Annotated in this window: 18 protein-coding genes, 1 tRNA gene and 1 pseudogene; 10 read left to right on the top strand and 10 right to left on the bottom strand. The window is 62.3% G+C overall.

Annotated features, from left to right (window positions below; all coding sequences use genetic code 11):
* Positions 1-137: 137 nt before the first annotated feature.
* The 3 genes from DCO48_RS17145 to DCO48_RS23010 all read right to left on the bottom strand — a co-directional run bounded on the left by DCO48_RS17145 (position 138) and on the right by DCO48_RS23010 (position 815).
* Positions 138-222 (bottom strand) — tRNA-Leu (locus DCO48_RS17145).
* A gap of 130 nt (positions 223-352) precedes the next feature.
* Positions 353-565, bottom strand: a complete 213-nt coding sequence (locus DCO48_RS17140) for a hypothetical protein (RefSeq protein ID WP_116551802.1) — start codon at positions 563-565, stop codon at positions 353-355.
* A 127-nt stretch (positions 566-692) separates the two neighbouring features.
* A complete protein-coding gene (locus DCO48_RS23010; RefSeq protein ID WP_256584087.1) occupies positions 693-815 on the bottom strand; it encodes a hypothetical protein in 123 nt (40 codons plus the stop codon).
* A 136-nt stretch (positions 816-951) separates the two neighbouring features.
* Between DCO48_RS23010 and DCO48_RS17135 the strand changes: the two genes are divergently transcribed.
* From DCO48_RS17135 to DCO48_RS17125, 3 genes and pseudogenes are all read left to right on the top strand, one after another.
* Positions 952-2,109 carry a nitrogen regulation protein NR(II) gene (locus DCO48_RS17135; protein ID WP_116551801.1) on the top strand — a complete coding sequence of 386 codons (1,158 nt, stop codon included), beginning with the start codon at positions 952-954 and terminating at the stop codon, positions 2,107-2,109.
* A 46-nt stretch (positions 2,110-2,155) separates the two neighbouring features.
* A pseudogene (locus tag DCO48_RS17130) lies at positions 2,156-2,314 on the top strand (serine/threonine protein kinase); the annotation flags it as partial.
* Positions 2,315-2,364: 50 nt separating this feature from the next.
* Complete coding sequence (locus DCO48_RS17125; RefSeq protein ID WP_116551800.1) at positions 2,365-2,736, top strand: response regulator; 372 nt, start codon at positions 2,365-2,367, stop codon at positions 2,734-2,736.
* 66 nt (positions 2,737-2,802) lie between these two features.
* Here the strand turns inward: DCO48_RS17125 and csrA are convergent, their stop codons facing one another.
* The 7 genes from csrA to DCO48_RS17095 form a co-directional block, all read right to left on the bottom strand.
* Entirely contained in the window at positions 2,803-3,000 is a 198-nt protein-coding gene (csrA, locus tag DCO48_RS17120; RefSeq protein WP_116551799.1) for a carbon storage regulator CsrA, read from the bottom strand.
* 460 nt (positions 3,001-3,460) lie between these two features.
* Complete coding sequence (gene modC, locus DCO48_RS17115; RefSeq protein ID WP_116551798.1) at positions 3,461-4,549, bottom strand: molybdenum ABC transporter ATP-binding protein; 1,089 nt, start codon at positions 4,547-4,549, stop codon at positions 3,461-3,463.
* A 4-nt stretch (positions 4,550-4,553) separates the two neighbouring features.
* Positions 4,554-5,234: a molybdate ABC transporter permease subunit gene (gene modB, locus DCO48_RS17110; RefSeq protein ID WP_116551797.1), complete on the bottom strand. Its 681-nt coding sequence runs from the start codon at positions 5,232-5,234 to the stop codon at positions 4,554-4,556.
* Entirely contained in the window at positions 5,234-5,992 is a 759-nt protein-coding gene (gene modA / locus DCO48_RS17105; protein ID WP_116551796.1) for a molybdate ABC transporter substrate-binding protein, read from the bottom strand. Before modA ends, modB begins: the two co-directional genes overlap by 1 nt.
* An 81-nt stretch (positions 5,993-6,073) precedes the next feature.
* Positions 6,074-7,147: a nitronate monooxygenase family protein gene (locus DCO48_RS17100; protein ID WP_116551795.1), complete on the bottom strand. Its 1,074-nt coding sequence runs from the start codon at positions 7,145-7,147 to the stop codon at positions 6,074-6,076.
* A 19-nt stretch (positions 7,148-7,166) separates the two neighbouring features.
* The gene (locus DCO48_RS22760; RefSeq protein WP_165840792.1) at positions 7,167-7,337 is read right to left on the bottom strand and encodes a hypothetical protein; all 171 of its coding nucleotides are present in this window, start codon (positions 7,335-7,337) and stop codon (positions 7,167-7,169) included.
* Between the two features lie 5 nt (positions 7,338-7,342).
* A complete protein-coding gene (locus DCO48_RS17095) occupies positions 7,343-7,645 on the bottom strand; it encodes a DUF1883 domain-containing protein (RefSeq protein WP_043861737.1) in 303 nt (100 codons plus the stop codon).
* A 156-nt stretch (positions 7,646-7,801) separates the two neighbouring features.
* On the opposite strand from DCO48_RS17095, the gene DCO48_RS17090 reads away from it, so the two are divergent.
* The 7 genes from DCO48_RS17090 (at position 7,802) to ahpF (ending at position 14,839) form a co-directional block, all read left to right on the top strand.
* Complete coding sequence (locus tag DCO48_RS17090) at positions 7,802-8,155, top strand: hypothetical protein (RefSeq protein WP_116551794.1); 354 nt, start codon at positions 7,802-7,804, stop codon at positions 8,153-8,155.
* A 159-nt stretch (positions 8,156-8,314) separates the two neighbouring features.
* Positions 8,315-8,962 (top strand): cytochrome c, encoded by a 648-nt coding sequence (locus DCO48_RS17085; protein ID WP_116551793.1) that lies wholly within the window; start codon positions 8,315-8,317, stop codon positions 8,960-8,962.
* Positions 8,962-9,876, top strand: coding sequence for a c-type cytochrome (locus tag DCO48_RS17080; protein WP_116551792.1), 915 nt, complete (start codon positions 8,962-8,964; stop codon positions 9,874-9,876). The genes DCO48_RS17085 and DCO48_RS17080 overlap by 1 nt, the downstream gene beginning before the upstream one ends.
* A 199-nt stretch (positions 9,877-10,075) precedes the next feature.
* A complete protein-coding gene (gene galU / locus DCO48_RS17075; RefSeq protein WP_116551791.1) occupies positions 10,076-10,915 on the top strand; it encodes a UTP--glucose-1-phosphate uridylyltransferase GalU in 840 nt (279 codons plus the stop codon).
* Between the two features lie 98 nt (positions 10,916-11,013).
* The gene (gorA, locus tag DCO48_RS17070) at positions 11,014-12,369 is read left to right on the top strand and encodes a glutathione-disulfide reductase (protein WP_116551790.1); all 1,356 of its coding nucleotides are present in this window, start codon (positions 11,014-11,016) and stop codon (positions 12,367-12,369) included.
* Positions 12,370-12,594: 225 nt separating this feature from the next.
* Positions 12,595-13,158 carry an alkyl hydroperoxide reductase subunit C gene (gene ahpC / locus DCO48_RS17065; protein WP_116551789.1) on the top strand — a complete coding sequence of 188 codons (564 nt, stop codon included), beginning with the start codon at positions 12,595-12,597 and terminating at the stop codon, positions 13,156-13,158.
* Between the two features lie 118 nt (positions 13,159-13,276).
* A complete protein-coding gene (gene ahpF, locus DCO48_RS17060; RefSeq protein ID WP_116551788.1) occupies positions 13,277-14,839 on the top strand; it encodes an alkyl hydroperoxide reductase subunit F in 1,563 nt (520 codons plus the stop codon).
* Positions 14,840-14,892: the final 53 nt, after the last annotated feature.

Here is a 14,892-nt window from a genome sequence, read left to right as displayed (position 1 = left end):
ACAGGTTTTGTACTTTGTACAATTAATCTGGAGATTAGAGCGAAATCTGTACAAGTCAAACCGAGGAGTAGGCTGAGACAGCGAGGGGGAGCGGGGGGCAGAAAGCAAAAAAGCGCCTCGAAGGCGCTTTTAAGTGATGGTGCGGGGCGCGGGACTCGAACCCGCAAGGCTTTCGCCGACAGATTTTAAGTCTGCTGTGTCTACCAATTTCACCACCCCCGCACTTGACCGGAGCGTGTTGTAAAGCCTCTGGCGGGTTACCCGTCTGAGCCTTTCCTCACGCGATCAAGTGCGCTTTATAACTCATCGTTATATTTGCGTCAACCGACGCGGGCCCTGGCTCGCGGCCCGTTCAGTCGCTGCCGGGGGGTGTTCCGGTGATCGAATCGGCAACCTGGCGCAGGTCGTCGATGGATGCCTGCAACCCGCTGATGCGGGCTTTGACGTCGAGCGCATCCTGGGTGTGGATCGAGTGAGACAGGTAGAGCGCGTGTCCGGCCAGGCCGCGGGCGATTTCTTCGAGATCGTCGGCGGTGTGCTCCAGATCGTCGTGCAGGGTTCTCATGCGTTCATCTGTTGGCAAAGTGCGGTCCTCGTGCCGTGGCGTTCATCCTGAAACTGTGTTGCCAACTATAACAAGTTGATCGCTCGGGCAGGGGGTGCGGTTGCTGTGCTCGGTTGACGCCTAGCTATCACTTGGCCGCTGTGGTGCTGTTGTTCAGCGGCTTCGCTGCCGAGCTGGCGCTGGTCGAACGGCTGTTGGCCTTTGCCAGTGCTACGCTGATGCTGTTGCTGTGCTTGCATAGGCCGTGCATGGCCGCGCCGCGCGCCTGGCCGAGTCGCCCGCGGCGCCTCTAGCCCAGGCGTTGCACCGATAGTCCGGCCGCTGCGTCGCAGGCGGCGTATGCTGTCTACTCTTCCCATGCCCCTCGTGGTATCTGTGGAGCTGCGATGGATTCACCCGACTGTTCTGCCCCGCACGCGCTACCCACCAGTACCTATGAGCAACTGGTGCAGGCCGTGGTGGATTACGGCATCTACATGCTCGACCTCAACGGTTATGTGGTGTCCTGGAATGCCGGGGCCCAGCGCATCAAGGGCTACCGTGCCGACGAGATCATCGGCCAGCATTTTTCCCGTTTTTTCACCCAGGCCGACCGCGCCGCCGGCAAGCCGGCCTGGCTGATCGCCCGTGCCCTGAGCCAGGACGGTGCACAGGACGAAGGCTGGCGGGTGCGCAAGGACGGCAGCGAGTTCTGGGCGCTGATCGCGCTGGATGTGGTGCGTTCGCCCGAGGGCGAGATCATCGGATTGGCGAAGATCACCCGCGACATCACCGACCGCCGCAACGCCGCCCTGCAACTGGAGACCATGCGTGCGCAACTGTTCCAGGCGCAGAAGCTCGACGCACTCGGCCAGTTGACTGGCGGCATGGCGCACGACTTCAACAACCTGCTGACCATCATCATCGGTTCGGCCAGGTTGGCCATGCGTAGCAGCGATGGCGCTCGGGTTACGCGGCTGCTGGAGCATATCCTCGATGCTGGCGAGCGCGGCAGCCAGATGACTCAGCAACTACTCAGCTTCGCTCGGCGCAATACACTCAAGGCCGAACGTATCGACCTGGCCAGGCTGATCGAGTCGCTGCGTGCGCTGCTCAGTCATGCCTTGCCCGACGGCATCGAGCTGGTGCTGGAAATCGAGGCGCAGTTGCCGCCGGTCGAGGTCGATGCGCCGCAGTTGCAGATGGTGCTGCTTAACCTGGTGCTCAACGCTCGCGATGCATTCGAGGATGGCGGCCTGATCCAGCTGCGCGCCAGCCGGCGTACGCTCAAGGGCGAATGGGACAACCTGCATGGCGAGTTCGTCCAGATCAGCGTCAGCGACAATGGCCGTGGCATGGATGCGCAGGTGCTGCCGCGCATCTTCGAGCCGTTCTTCACCACCAAGGGTTTTGGCAAGGGCACGGGCCTGGGGCTCAGTCAGGTGTACGGTTTTGCTCGCCAGAGCAACGGCTGCATCAATGCCGACAGCACCCCAGGCGTGGGCACCTGTATGAGCCTGTGCCTGCCGGTTTGGCAACCTCCCAGCAACGAAAGCGAATCGTGAGGGTGAGCGCATCGTGGAACAGCTTGAGCGACTGATTAGCGGTATCGACGGCCTGGGCGCGTTGGTCAAGCTGCTGCGCGGCGAAATCGTCCGCCAGGGTTCGACCCTGTTGATCGTCGACGGCCTGCTGACCGCGCGTTGGCGCGCCGAAACCACCCTCGACACCCAGAAGTTCATCTCCGAGCTGCAAGGCCATGCGGCGTTCGTTACCCGTGGCAGCGCTGGACAGGTCGTGATGGCCAGGGTCTGGTTTTGATGAAAACGATCCTGGTCGTAGACGACGAGTATCTGATTACCGAAATCCTCGGGTTTTCCCTGGAGGATGCCGGGTATCGGGTGCAGAAGGCCGGGGACGGCAAGAAGGCGCTGGAAATCCTGCGCGCAGAACCGATCGATCTGCTCATCACCGACTACATGATGCCCGCGATGAACGGGGAAGAATTGGCCCAGGCAGTACGTGCCAATCCAGCCTTGAGCAACCTGCCGATCATCCTGATGAGTGGGGCCCAGGCGAACATAGGGCGGATGGCCCCGGAGTTGTTCGCCAGTGTGCTGGACAAACCGTTCGACACCGACAAGCTGATTGCGCAGGTGCGAGAACTGATCCTGCCGTCAGAAGCATCCTAAGACCATTGCGGCCCAGGCGTTACAGACGGGACCCAGCGCATCCGTGCGGCTCGAGTCGGGCATTTATCAGTGTTGCTCGTCTCCTTTCTCCGGTGCTGGGCTGCCAGCCTGAATGCGTTTGTAGATCTCTTCGCGATGCACCTGAACATCTTTCGGTGCGTCGATGCCGATCCTCACTTGCATGCCCTTGACGCCTAGAATGGTGACCTTGATGTCATCATGGATGACGATGCTTTCGCCAACCTTGCGGGTGAGTATCAGCATGTATTTCTCCTTGGTAACTTTAAATGCCTCGCAGGCGGTGCCTGTCGAGGACGGAAAGGCTTGGCGGCGCTTCCCTCTTTCCCTTCATTAAAGACGCATTCGTTGAAAATTAATTCCCCGAGCAAAAGATTCTGCTGAGTGTCTTTAGTCGCAGGTGCCGACTGGGTTAAGTGGCCAATTCGCACGGTTGGGTGCCGCCACCCCCGCAAGCATAGGGGGGTTGAACGCATATGGGAAATTTCTCTGCGTGTTCGGCGAATAGTCTCTTGTCCAGTGCGCGACCCAGTTGCCGAAGCGACGAGGAAAATTCCGCCGCTTGTTGCTAGGTATTCTCGATTAGCGGCTGCCGAGGTTTAAAAAAGCGCCAGGCTCGTTTCATCGACGAGCGCTGGCGGTTGTCGACGATAGAGGCGAAATGCGTGCACCGCAGCCCAGCCCGCGGGTGCGAAGCGTTTCGCGCCTAGCCGAGCAACGCCACCGACTTGATCTGTGCCCACAGCTGCTGGCCGGGGTGCAGGCCCAGGTGATCGCAGGACAGCCGGGTCAGGCGTGCGAGCAGCGGGCTGCCGTCCACCTCCAGGCTGACCAGCATGTGCGCGGCGTTGTCGCCGGCATACAGCGCCAGTACCCGCGCCGGCAGGCGGTTGAGGATGCTCGATTGCAGGTCGTCGACGCGGCTGAGGCTGACGTCGCGCGCCTGGATCTTCACCCGCAGGCGCGCTCCCGGCGTCAGCGGCGCGTGGGCGATGCGCAGGCTGAGCGGGCTGTTCGGCAATTGCAGGTCGAGCAGTTGGTAGTGGCGGTCGTAGCCGGCCACGCGGCCGTCGATGATTACCCCGGCATCTTCCTCCTGGGCCAGCGACAGGTCGAGGCGAGCCAGGGTCTGGCCAATCGGGCCGCTGGCCTGGACCTTGCCCTGTTCCAGCAGCACCAGGTGATCGGCCAGCCGCGCCACTTCGTCCTGGGCGTGGCTGACGTAGATCAGCGGAATCTGCAACTGGTCATGCAGGCGTTCCAGGTAGGGCAGGATTTCGCGCTTGCGCGGCGCGTCGAGCGCCGCCAGGGGCTCGTCGAGTAACAGCAGACGTGGGCTGGTCAGCAGCGCGCGGGCAATGCCGACGCGTTGGCGCTCGCCGCCGGAGAGGGTGTCGGGTTTGCGTTCGAGCAAAGGGTCGATGCCGAGCAGTGCGCACGCCTGGTCGAGGCCAACCTTGCGCATACTGGCGGCAATCCGTCGCCAGCCGAACTCCAGGTTGCCGCGCACCGTCAGGTGCGGGAACAGGCTGGCTTCCTGAAACACATAGCCGATCGGCCGCTTGTGTGGCGGCACGAACAGGCCGCGCGCGGAGTCCTGCCAGACCTCGCCGGCCACCTCGATATAGGCCGTGTCGGCCTTTTCCAGGCCGGCCAGACAGCGCAGGCAGGTGGTCTTGCCGGAGCCGGAGTGGCCGAACAGGGCGCTGACACCACGACCGGGCAGTTGCAGGTCGACATCCAGCTGAAAGCCGGGCCAGGCCACCTGCACGCGGGCATTGATCGGGCTGCTCATCGCTTCAACTCCAGCCGGCGCGGCCGCGGCGGCTGGTGTACAGCGCTAGCAGCACAAGGAATGAGAACACCAGCATCGAGCCGGCCAGCCAGTGCGCCTGGGCGTACTCCATGGCCTCGACATGGTCGTAGATCTGCACCGACACCACGCGGGTGCGGTCGGGAATGTTGCCGCCGATCATCAGCACCACGCCGAACTCGCCGACGGTGTGGGCAAAGCCGAGGATGCTGGCGGTGATGAAACCGGGGCGTGCCAGTGGCAGAACCACGTTGAAAAAGCAGTCCCAGGGGCTGGCGCGCAACGTCGCTGCCACTTCCAGCGGGCGCTCGCCAATGGCACTGAAGGCATTTTGTAGCGGCTGAACCACGAACGGCATCGAGTAGACCACCGAACCGATCACCAGGCCGCTGAAGCTGAACACCACGCTGCCCAGGCCCAACGCTTCGGTGGTTTTGCCGATAAAGCCGTGCGGGCCGAGGGTGAGCAGCAGGTAGAACCCGATCACCGTCGGCGGCAGCACCAGGGGCAGTGCCACCACCGCGCCGACTGGTCCGCGCAGCCATGAGCGCGTGCGCGTCAGCCACCAGGCGATGGGCGTGCCGATCAGCAGCAGGATCAGGGTGGTCAGCGACGCCAGTTTGAACGTCAGCCAGATAGCACCGAAGTCGCTGGCGTCGAGGGGCATCAGCGTTCGTAACCGTAGGATTTGATCACGGCGGCGGCTTTCGGTCCTTTCAGGTAGTCGACCAGGGCTTTGGCGGCAGCACTGTCCTTGCCTTTGTTGAGGATCAGCGCGTCTTGTTTGATTGGTTCGTGCAGGTTGGCCGGTACGATCCACGCCGAGCCTTCGCTGACCTTGCCATCCTTGTAGATTTGCGACAGGGCGACGAAGCCGAGTTCGGCGTTGCCGGTGGAAACGAACTGATAGGCCTGGGTGATGTTCTGCCCTTCGACCAGCTTGGCCTGGGTGGCTTCGGTGAGTTTCAGCTTGTTCAGCACCTGGGTGGCGGCCAGGCCATAAGGTGCGGCTTTCGGGTTGGCGATCGCCAGGTGCTGGAATTGGTTTTTCTTCAGCACCTCGCCCTTGGCGTCGACGTAGCCAGGCTTGGCCGACCACAGCGCCAGGGTGCCGATGGCATAGGTGAAGCGCGAACCCTTGACACTGTCGCCTTCGCTTTCCAGCTTGGCCGGGGTCGTGTCGTCGGCGGCGAGGAACACCTCGAACGGTGCGCCGTTCTTGATCTGCGCGTAGAACTGACCGGTGGCGCCATAGGCGGCGACCAGTGTGTGCCCGGTGTCTTTCTCGAAGTCCTTGGCGATCGCCTGGATCGGCGCGGTGAAGTTGGCGGCAACCGCCACCTGGACTTCATCGGCCCAGGCGCTGTTGATACCCAGGACGCTGACCAGGGCGGTCAGGGCAAAGCGAGGTGAACGCAGACTCATGAAGCAGCTCCAGTGAACTGTGGGATAATCGCTATATACGAGAATATATAGCGTTTATCCGAGCAACGGGAAGTGCTGTTTTCAACGACCGAGGCGGGCGCGGGCGTCGGCGCCCAGCTGACGGGTTAGCTCGGCGGCCGGCAAGGCCCGGCCCAGACGCAACGCTTGCCCGGACCAGAGGTTACTGAAGTCGCTGTTGCCTTGTGGGTCGGTGATTGCGCGCAAGGGCATCAGCGCACCGCCGGCCAGCGGGAAGGCCGGTGCCAGCGCGCTCATCGGGCCCAGCTCGCGCATGATCCGGTTGTTGATGCCTCGCGCCGGACGGCCGGTGAACAGGTTGGTCAGGGCTGTGTCGCTGGCTTCGGCGCGGTCCAGCGCGTGTCGATGCGCCGGCGACACCTTGGCTTCCGGGCAGAACAGGTAAGCGGTGCCCAGTTGCACCGCGCTGGCGCCGAGTATCAGCGCCGCAGCGATGCCGCGGCCGTCACCGATCCCGCCGGCGGCAATCACCGGCACGTCGACCGCATCGGCCACCTGCGGCACCAGTGCCAGGCTGCCGATCTGGCTGCCGATGTCGTCGCTGAGAAACATGCCGCGATGGCCGCCGGCCTCGTAGCCCATGGCGATGATCGCGTCGCAGCCGTGCGCTTCGAGCCAACGCGCCTCGGCCACGGTGGTGGCGCTGGAGAGCACTTTCGCGCCGCTGGCCTTGACCCGCTGCAGCAGCGCGGCGTCCGGCAGGCCGAAGTGAAAGCTGACCACCGCCGGTCGAAACTCCTCGATCAGCGCGCAGGCGGCGGCATCGAACGGTGCTCGGTTGGACACTGGCGTCGGCGCGGCGAAGTCGGCACCGACTTCGTCGTAGTAAGGTTTCAGCGCCTGCTTCCAGCGCGCCGCACGCTCGGCATCGGGCGGCGGCGGCTGATGGCAGAAGAAATTCAGGTTGAGCGGGCCACGGCTGGCCTGGGCGAAGGTTTCCAGTTCCTGGCGCAACTGCTCGGCGTTGAGCATTGCGCAGGGCAACGCGCCAAGGCCACCGGCATTGCTGACCGCGATGGCCATTGCCGAGCCGTTGGCGCCGGCCATCGGTGCCTGCAGGATCGGCAGGTGAATGCCGAGCAAATCGAGGATGCGCGCGTCCGGCCAAGGGCTCATTGCCTGATGTCTCCTGTTGTTAAAGCGCCTTGCTCACCTTGATATCGGTGATCTTGTCGGCGTCGTCGCCGTGGATCTTCTTCAGCGCGGCTTGCGCCTGTTCCAGCGAGTTGTCCGGGAGGTTGGCGAAGTCCCAGCGGGTTTCGCCGTCGATTTTGTACTTGATGACGTACTTGATGACCTGGCTCATGGGGCTTATCTCAGTTTCGACGACGAACGACGGATGATCTTGATGGTGTGGGTAAAGGTCGGCTTGCTCACTGCCGACAATGCACGCGGGCCGACGGTGTCGATGGTGATGTTCCAGAAGCCGTCGCTCGGCACAGTGATCTTGGCCGGGAAGTCAACGAAGGCACCGCCATGATAGGTGTGCCGGCCGCCGTTTTTGAAGCTGCGGAAGTTGGCATCGTTCATCAGACGGATATTGCAGCGCTGGGAGCAGTGAATGACGACGATATCGTCTTCGTTGAGGTGCTCGCGCTGGTGTACGAATTTCATGTCGCTCTCCGCAAGGGATCTTTTGGCAAATCAAAACGATAGCATGATGTCGGGTTACACTGTCGTTCTTCGTGCCCGGCAAAGGATAAAACTGCCATCAAAGGGAGCAAAACTGCCTGGGCGTGGTCATAGTGTTTTTCGAATGGAGCGATATCGATGAAATGGGTTGTAGCGGCGCTGGCAGTAGCGCTGGGCGGATGCGCCAATGTGCAGGATATCGAGCAGTCGCCCGAGACCCTCGACGTGATCTCCGGCAAGTCGCCGCAGGAATATGCCGACTGCGTCCAGGCGCGCTTGGCCGATAGCCGTGGGCCGTTGCAGATGGTCAAGAACGATCACGATATCCGCGTTATCGTGCCGCAGAAGCTGTCCGACACGTCGCCTGCAGCAGTGCTCGACATCAGCGAGCGCGGCAGTGGCAGCAGCATCAAGCTGCATGAGCGGCTGAACAACTTCCCGCTGCGTTTCGGCGATGTGAAGAACGCTGCCTCGGCCTGTATCTCCAAGTAACTGTTTTGCCCCTGACCTCGATCAAACGTTAAACGATTCACTTGCTTGCTCTGTTTTTCCAGCGCCCGATCAGCATTGTCGTGGTGTCAGAATAGTCCTACGCTCTCTAGGCTTATATCGTGTAAGCCTAAGCTTATAACTAGAAAAACGGAGCACGAAATGAACACGTTTGATCGTGTCGTGATGGGCGGCTTGCTGCTGTTTGCTGTGTCCAGTGCCTTCGCCGCCGAGGGGCAAAAAGTGTTCAGCCAGGGCGGACAGAACCCCGCTGCCATGGCCTGCATGAGCTGCCACGGCCCTGATGGCATGGGCATGGCGGCTGCCGGATTTCCCCGCCTGGCCGGCTTGCCGGCTGCGTACCTGAGCAAGCAGCTCAATGATTTCCGTAATGGCAGCCGCAAGAATCCAATCATGGAGCCGCTGGCCAAAGCCCTCAGCGATGACGAAATTACCGCCGTGACCACGCTGCTGGCCGCGCGCCCGGCGCCGCCTGCGGGTGACCTGCGCCGGCAACAAATGGCCAGCGACCCAGTCGAAGCACTTGCCCTGTACGGCGACTGGAGTCGGCAGATCCCCGGTTGCGTGCAATGTCACGGGCCGGGTGGCGGTGGGCTTGGCCAGCACTTCCCGCCGCTGGCCCATCAGCCGGCCAGTTACCTCAGCGCGCAGCTCAATGCCTGGCGCGATGGCAGTCGACAGAACGATCCCGATCAATTGATGGCCGGAGTGGCCAAGGCCATGACCGATGCCGAGGTCAAGGCGATTGCCGCGTACTTTGCCAGCGCTGCCAGCCAGGAGGGCAAATGATGAAGCTTGTACTGCTTGCTTCGTTGAGTGTACTCATGGCCCAGGCCACTGCCGCGCCGATTGCCATGGAAGACCAGTCGCAACTGAAGGTAGCGCCGGCCAGCAGCACGCCAACGTTCGTCCCGCCGGCTGAGCACGAGTTACCCGATAATGCCTACGGCAAGATGGTGCGCGATGGCTATGCGTTGTTCGTCGACACCAAGCGCCTGGCGCCGAATTATGTCGGTAACGGCCTGAATTGCAGCAACTGCCACCTCGACCAGGGGCGTCTGGCGCATTCCGCGCCGCTGTGGGGCGCGTACCCGATGTACCCGGCCTATCGCAAGAAAAACGACAAGGTCAACACCTTCGCCGAGCGGATCCAGGGCTGCTTCCAGTTCAGTATGAACGGCAAGCCGCCAGCCGCCGACAGTCCGGAAATCACCGCCTTGTCGGTGTATGCCTACTGGCTGGCGAGCAAGGCGCCGCTGGGTGTCGAACCCGCCGGGCGCGGCTACCCGGAGGTGGCGCAACCGGCGGCTGGTTACAACATCAAGCGCGGTGGCGAGGTGTTCCAGGCGCATTGCGCGGTGTGCCATGGGCCGCAGGGCGAGGGCCAGAAGGTGGCCGCCGACTACGTCATGCCGCCGCTGTGGGGCAAGGACTCCTACAACTGGGGCGCCGGCATGCACCGGATCAACACGGCGGCGTCGTTCATCAAGCACAACATGCCGTTGGGCAAGCCCGGCAGCCTCAGCGATCAGCAGGCCTGGGATGTAGCGGCCTACATCAACAGCCATGAGCGGCCACAGGACCCGCGCCTGGTCGACGGCTCGATCGAGCAGACCCGGGTGAAGTTTCATGCCAACGACGGGGTCAACCTGTATGGGCAGAAGGTCGATGGCGTGCTGATCGGCCAAGGCACCGGCAAATAGCCGAAACAGACGCAGGGCACGGCGTTCTGGCGGGCGTGCCCTGCTGTTTTGCGCAGGTGATATTTGCGTTGGCGGGGAACTATCTACACTAGGAATTCTCTATTTGGCATCGGCCAGCCACCAAGGGGCATTGTAAGGTGACCGCCGCCTGATTAGACTGCGCCGAATTTCGTACACACAGCCCTTGTTAAGGACTTTTATGATCAAGAAATGCTTGTTCCCGGCAGCCGGTTACGGCACTCGCTTCCTGCCCGCAACGAAAGCCATGCCCAAGGAAATGCTGCCGGTGGTGAACAAGCCACTGATCCAGTACGGCGTCGAGGAAGCCCTCGAAGCTGGCCTCACCGAGATTTCCATCGTTACTGGCCGCGGCAAGCGCGCGCTGGAAGACCACTTCGACATCAGCTATGAGCTGGAAAACCAGATCAAGGGCACCGACAAGGAAAAATACCTGGTCGGTATCCGTCGTCTGCTCGACGAGTGCTCGTTCTCCTACACCCGTCAGACCGAAATGAAAGGCCTGGGCCACGCCATCCTCACTGGCCGCCCGCTGATCGGCGACGAACCGTTCGCGGTGGTGCTGGCGGACGACCTGTGCGTCAACCTCGACGGCGACGGTGTACTGCAGCAGATGGTCAAGCTGTACAACCAGTTCCGCTGCTCGATCGTGGCCATCCAGGAAGTCGACCCGCAGGAAACCAACAAGTACGGCGTGATTTCTGGCGAAATGATCCGTGATGACATCTACCGAGTAAACAGCATGGTTGAAAAACCAGCGCCGGAAGATGCCCCGTCGAACATGGCAATCATCGGCCGTTACATCCTGACCCCGGACATCTTCACGCTGATCGAAGAAACCGAGCCAGGCAAAGGCGGCGAAATCCAGATCACCGACGCCCTGATGAAACAGGCGCAGAACGGTTGCGTGATTGCCTACAAGTTCAAGGGCAAGCGTTTCGACTGCGGCGGCGCCGAAGGCTACATCGAGGCAACCAACTTCTGCTTCGAGAACTTCTACAAGACCGGCAAGGCTTACTGAGTTCAGTACGCTGGCGTGTCGAAAAGCCACCTTCGGGTGGCTTTTTTGTTTCTGGCCGGCGCTGGCGGTATGCTGGCGGCCTGCCGAGGAGAGTGTGTATGGCCTACGATTTTGATCTGTTCGTGATTGGTGCCGGTTCCGGCGGTGTGCGTGCGTCGCGGTTTGCCGCCGGGTTTGGCGCCAGGGTGGCGGTTGCCGAAAGCCGTTACCTGGGAGGCACCTGTGTCAACGTTGGCTGCGTGCCGAAGAAGTTGCTGGTGTACGGTGCGCATTTCTCCGACGACTTCGAGCAAGCCAGTGGCTTTGGCTGGTCGCTGGAAGATGCGCAGTTCGACTGGGGGCAACTGATCGCCAACAAGAACCGCGAAATCGAGCGGCTCAACGGCATCTACCGCAACCTCCTGGTAAACAGCGGTGTGACGCTGCTTGAAGGCCATGCGCGGCTGACCGGGCCGCATGAAGTGGAAGTCGAGGGCAAGCGCTACTCGGCCGAGCACATCCTGATCGCCACCGGCGGCTGGCCGCAGGTGCCGGAGATTCCGGGGCGCGAGCATGCGATCAGCTCCAACGAGGCGTTCTTCCTCAAAGAGCTGCCCAAGCGCGTACTGGTGGTCGGCGGCGGCTACATTGCCGTGGAGTTCGCCGGGATCTTCCAGGGCCTGGGCGCAAAGACTTCGCTGCTGTATCGCGGCGATCTGTTCCTGCGCGGCTTCGACGGCTCGGTGCGTACGCACCTCAAGGAAGAGCTGGAAAAGCGCGGCATGGACCTGCAGTTCAACAGCGATATCCAGCGCATCGACAAGCAGCCCGACGGCAGCCTCAAGGCGACCCTCAAGGATGGCCGCGAGCTGCTCGCCGACTGCGTGTTCTACGCCACCGGGCGCCGGCCGATGCTCGACAACCTCGGCCTGGAAAACACCGAAGTGCAGCTTGACGAGCGCGGTTTCGTCCGGGTTAACGAGCAGTACCAGACCGACGAACCGTCGGTTCTGGCGATTGGCGATGTGATCGGCCGCGTCCAGCTGACCCCGGTGGCGCTGGCCGAAGGCATGGCCGTGGCGCGTCGGCTGTTCAAGCCCGAACAGTATCGCCCGGTGGATTACCAGCACATCCCGACGGCCGTGTTCAGCCAGCCGCCAATCGGTACGGTGGGCCTGAGCGAAGAGCAGGCGCGTGAGGCCGGGCATCAGGTGCAGGTCTTCGAAAGCCGCTTCCGGCCGATGAAGCTGACTCTCACCGAGGTGCAGGAGAAGACCCTGATGAAGCTGGTGGTCGATGCCGAAACCGACCGCGTGCTCGGTTGCCACATGGTTGGCCCGGATGCCGGCGAGATTGTTCAGGGCCTGGCGATTGCGCTGAAGGCCGGGGCGACCAAGCAGCTGTTCGACGAGACCATCGGCGTGCACCCGACGGCAGCGGAAGAGTTCGTGACCCTGCGTACTGCGACCCGCTAAGTGTTGCGCCCATCGCGGGCCGAGCCCGCTCCCACAGAAGCACACTGTGTGCCCTTGTGGGAGCGGGCTCGTCCCGCGATGCTGTAACACACAATCCTTCTATTAATGCTCCCGCCTTATAGCCAAAACCAATCAGCAGCATGAGCTTTGCCAATGAGCGCTTTTGGCGATCGGTGGTTAGGATTCTCCCATCAGATTTTTCAAACCCCTGAAGGAGCGTCACTAATGCCTATCATCAACAGCCAGGTAAAACCGTTCAACGCTACTGCCTACCACAACGGCAACTTCGTCCAGGTTTCGGAAGCCGACCTCAAGGGCAAATGGTCCGTCGTGTTCTTCTACCCAGCCGACTTCACTTTCGTCTGCCCAACCGAACTGGGCGACCTGGCCGACAACTACGCCGAATTCCAGAAACTGGGCGTGGAAATCTACGGCGTGTCGACCGACACCCACTTCACCCACAAAGCCTGGCACGACACCTCGGACACCATCGGCAAGATCCAGTACCCGCTGATCGGCGACCCGACCCACGTCATCTCGCGCAACTTCGACGTGCTGATCGAAGAAGCCGGCCTGGCCGACCGCGGCACCTTCGTGATCAACCCTGAAGGTCAGATCAAGATCGTCGAACTGAACGACGGCGGTGTTGGCCGTGACGCCAGCGAGCTGCTGCGCAAGGTCAAGGCTGCCCAGTACGTTGCTGCCCACCCAGGCGAAGTCTGCCCGGCCAAGTGGAAAGAAGGCGAAGCGACCCTGGCGCCATCGCTGGACCTGGTCGGCAAGATCTAAGTCCGTGAACCCGCCGAGGGCGGTTGCCCGTTCCTGACGTTGTTACCGCCCCGCAAAACGCCCGGGCGCTTTCGCCCGGGCGTTGTTATGTCTACCGTTTGAAAAAGGAATCGCCCGTATGTTGGACGCCACGCTTAAAACTCAGTTGAAAGCCTACCTGGAGCGGGTCACTCAGCCGATCGAGATCGTTGCCTCCCTCGACGACGGCGCGAAGTCCCAGGAACTGCACGACCTGCTGCGCGAGATCGCCAGCCTGTCGAACCTGATTACCCTGCGCGAGGACGGTAGCGACGCCCGTCGTCCATCGTTCTCGCTCAATCGCCCGGGGGGCGATATCAGCCTGCGCTTTGCTGGCATCCCCATGGGCCACGAATTCACCTCCCTGGTGCTGGCGCTGCTGCAAGTTGGCGGCCACCCATCCAAGGCCAGTGCCGAGCTGATCGAGCAGATCGGCGCACTGCAAGGCGAATTCAATTTCGAGACCTACTTCTCGCTGTCCTGCCAGAACTGCCCGGACGTGGTCCAGGCGCTGAACCTGATGGCCGTGCTCAACCCGAATGTGCGCCACGTGGCCATCGACGGTGCGCTGTTCCAGGCTGAGGTCGAGGCGCGCCAGGTAATGGCGGTGCCGAGCGTGTACCTTAATGGCGAAGTGTTCGGCCAGGGCCGCATGGGCCTGGAAGAGATCGTCGCCAAGCTCGACAGCGGCGCCAGCGAGCGTCAGGCCGAGAAGCTCAACGCCAAGGACGAATTCGATGTGCTGGTGGTCGGCGGTGGCCCGGCGGGCGCGGCAGCAGCGATCTATGCGGCGCGCAAAGGCATCCGTACCGGTGTCGCCGCCGAACGCTTTGGCGGTCAGGTGCTCGACACCATGGCCATCGAGAACTTCATCTCCGTGCAGGAAACCGAAGGGCCGAAGCTGGCCATGGCGCTGGAAGAGCACGTCAAGCAGTACGACGTCGACATCATGAACCTGCAACGGGCCGAGGCGCTGATTCCGGCCAGCGATGGCGGCCTGCACCAGGTGCGCATGGCCAGTGGTGCCACGCTCAAGGCCAAGACCGTGATCCTGGCCACCGGTGCGCGCTGGCGCGAAATGAACGTACCCGGCGAGCAGGAATACCGTAGCCGTGGCGTGGCCTACTGCCCGCACTGCGACGGCCCGCTGTTCAAGGGCAAGCGTGTGGCGGTGATCGGCGGGGGCAACTCCGGTGTGGAAGCGGCCATCGACCTGGCCGGTATCGTCGCCCATGTGACGCTGATCGAGTTCGACAGCCAGTTGCGCGCCGACGCGGTGCTGCAACGCAAGTTGCACAGCCTGGCGAATGTCACGGTGATTACCAGCGCACTCACCACCGCAGTGCTCGGCGACGGGCAGAAGGTCAACGGCCTGCGCTACAAGGATCGCCACAGCGATGCGCTGCATGACCTGGCGCTGGAAGGGATCTTTGTGCAGATCGGTTTGCTGCCGAACACCGACTGGCTGAAGGGCACCCTGGAACTGAGCCCGCGTGGCGAGATCATCGTCGATGCCAGTGGCAAGACCAACCTGCCGGGTGTGTTTGCCGCCGGGGATGTGACCACGGTGCCGTACAAGCAGATCGTGATCGCGGTAGGTGAGGGGGCCAAGGCGTCGCTGGCGGCGTTCGACCACCTGATCCGTACGTCCGCGCCGGCCTGACCGCGCGCCTCGCGGGACAAGCCCGCTCCCTCAAGGATCAGCGCGATCCCTGT

The sequence above is a fragment of the Pseudomonas sp. SDI genome (genome assembly GCF_003105155.1).
Lineage (GTDB): Bacteria > Pseudomonadota > Gammaproteobacteria > Pseudomonadales > Pseudomonadaceae > Aquipseudomonas.
This window is presented reverse-complemented; position numbering and strand designations above follow the sequence as displayed.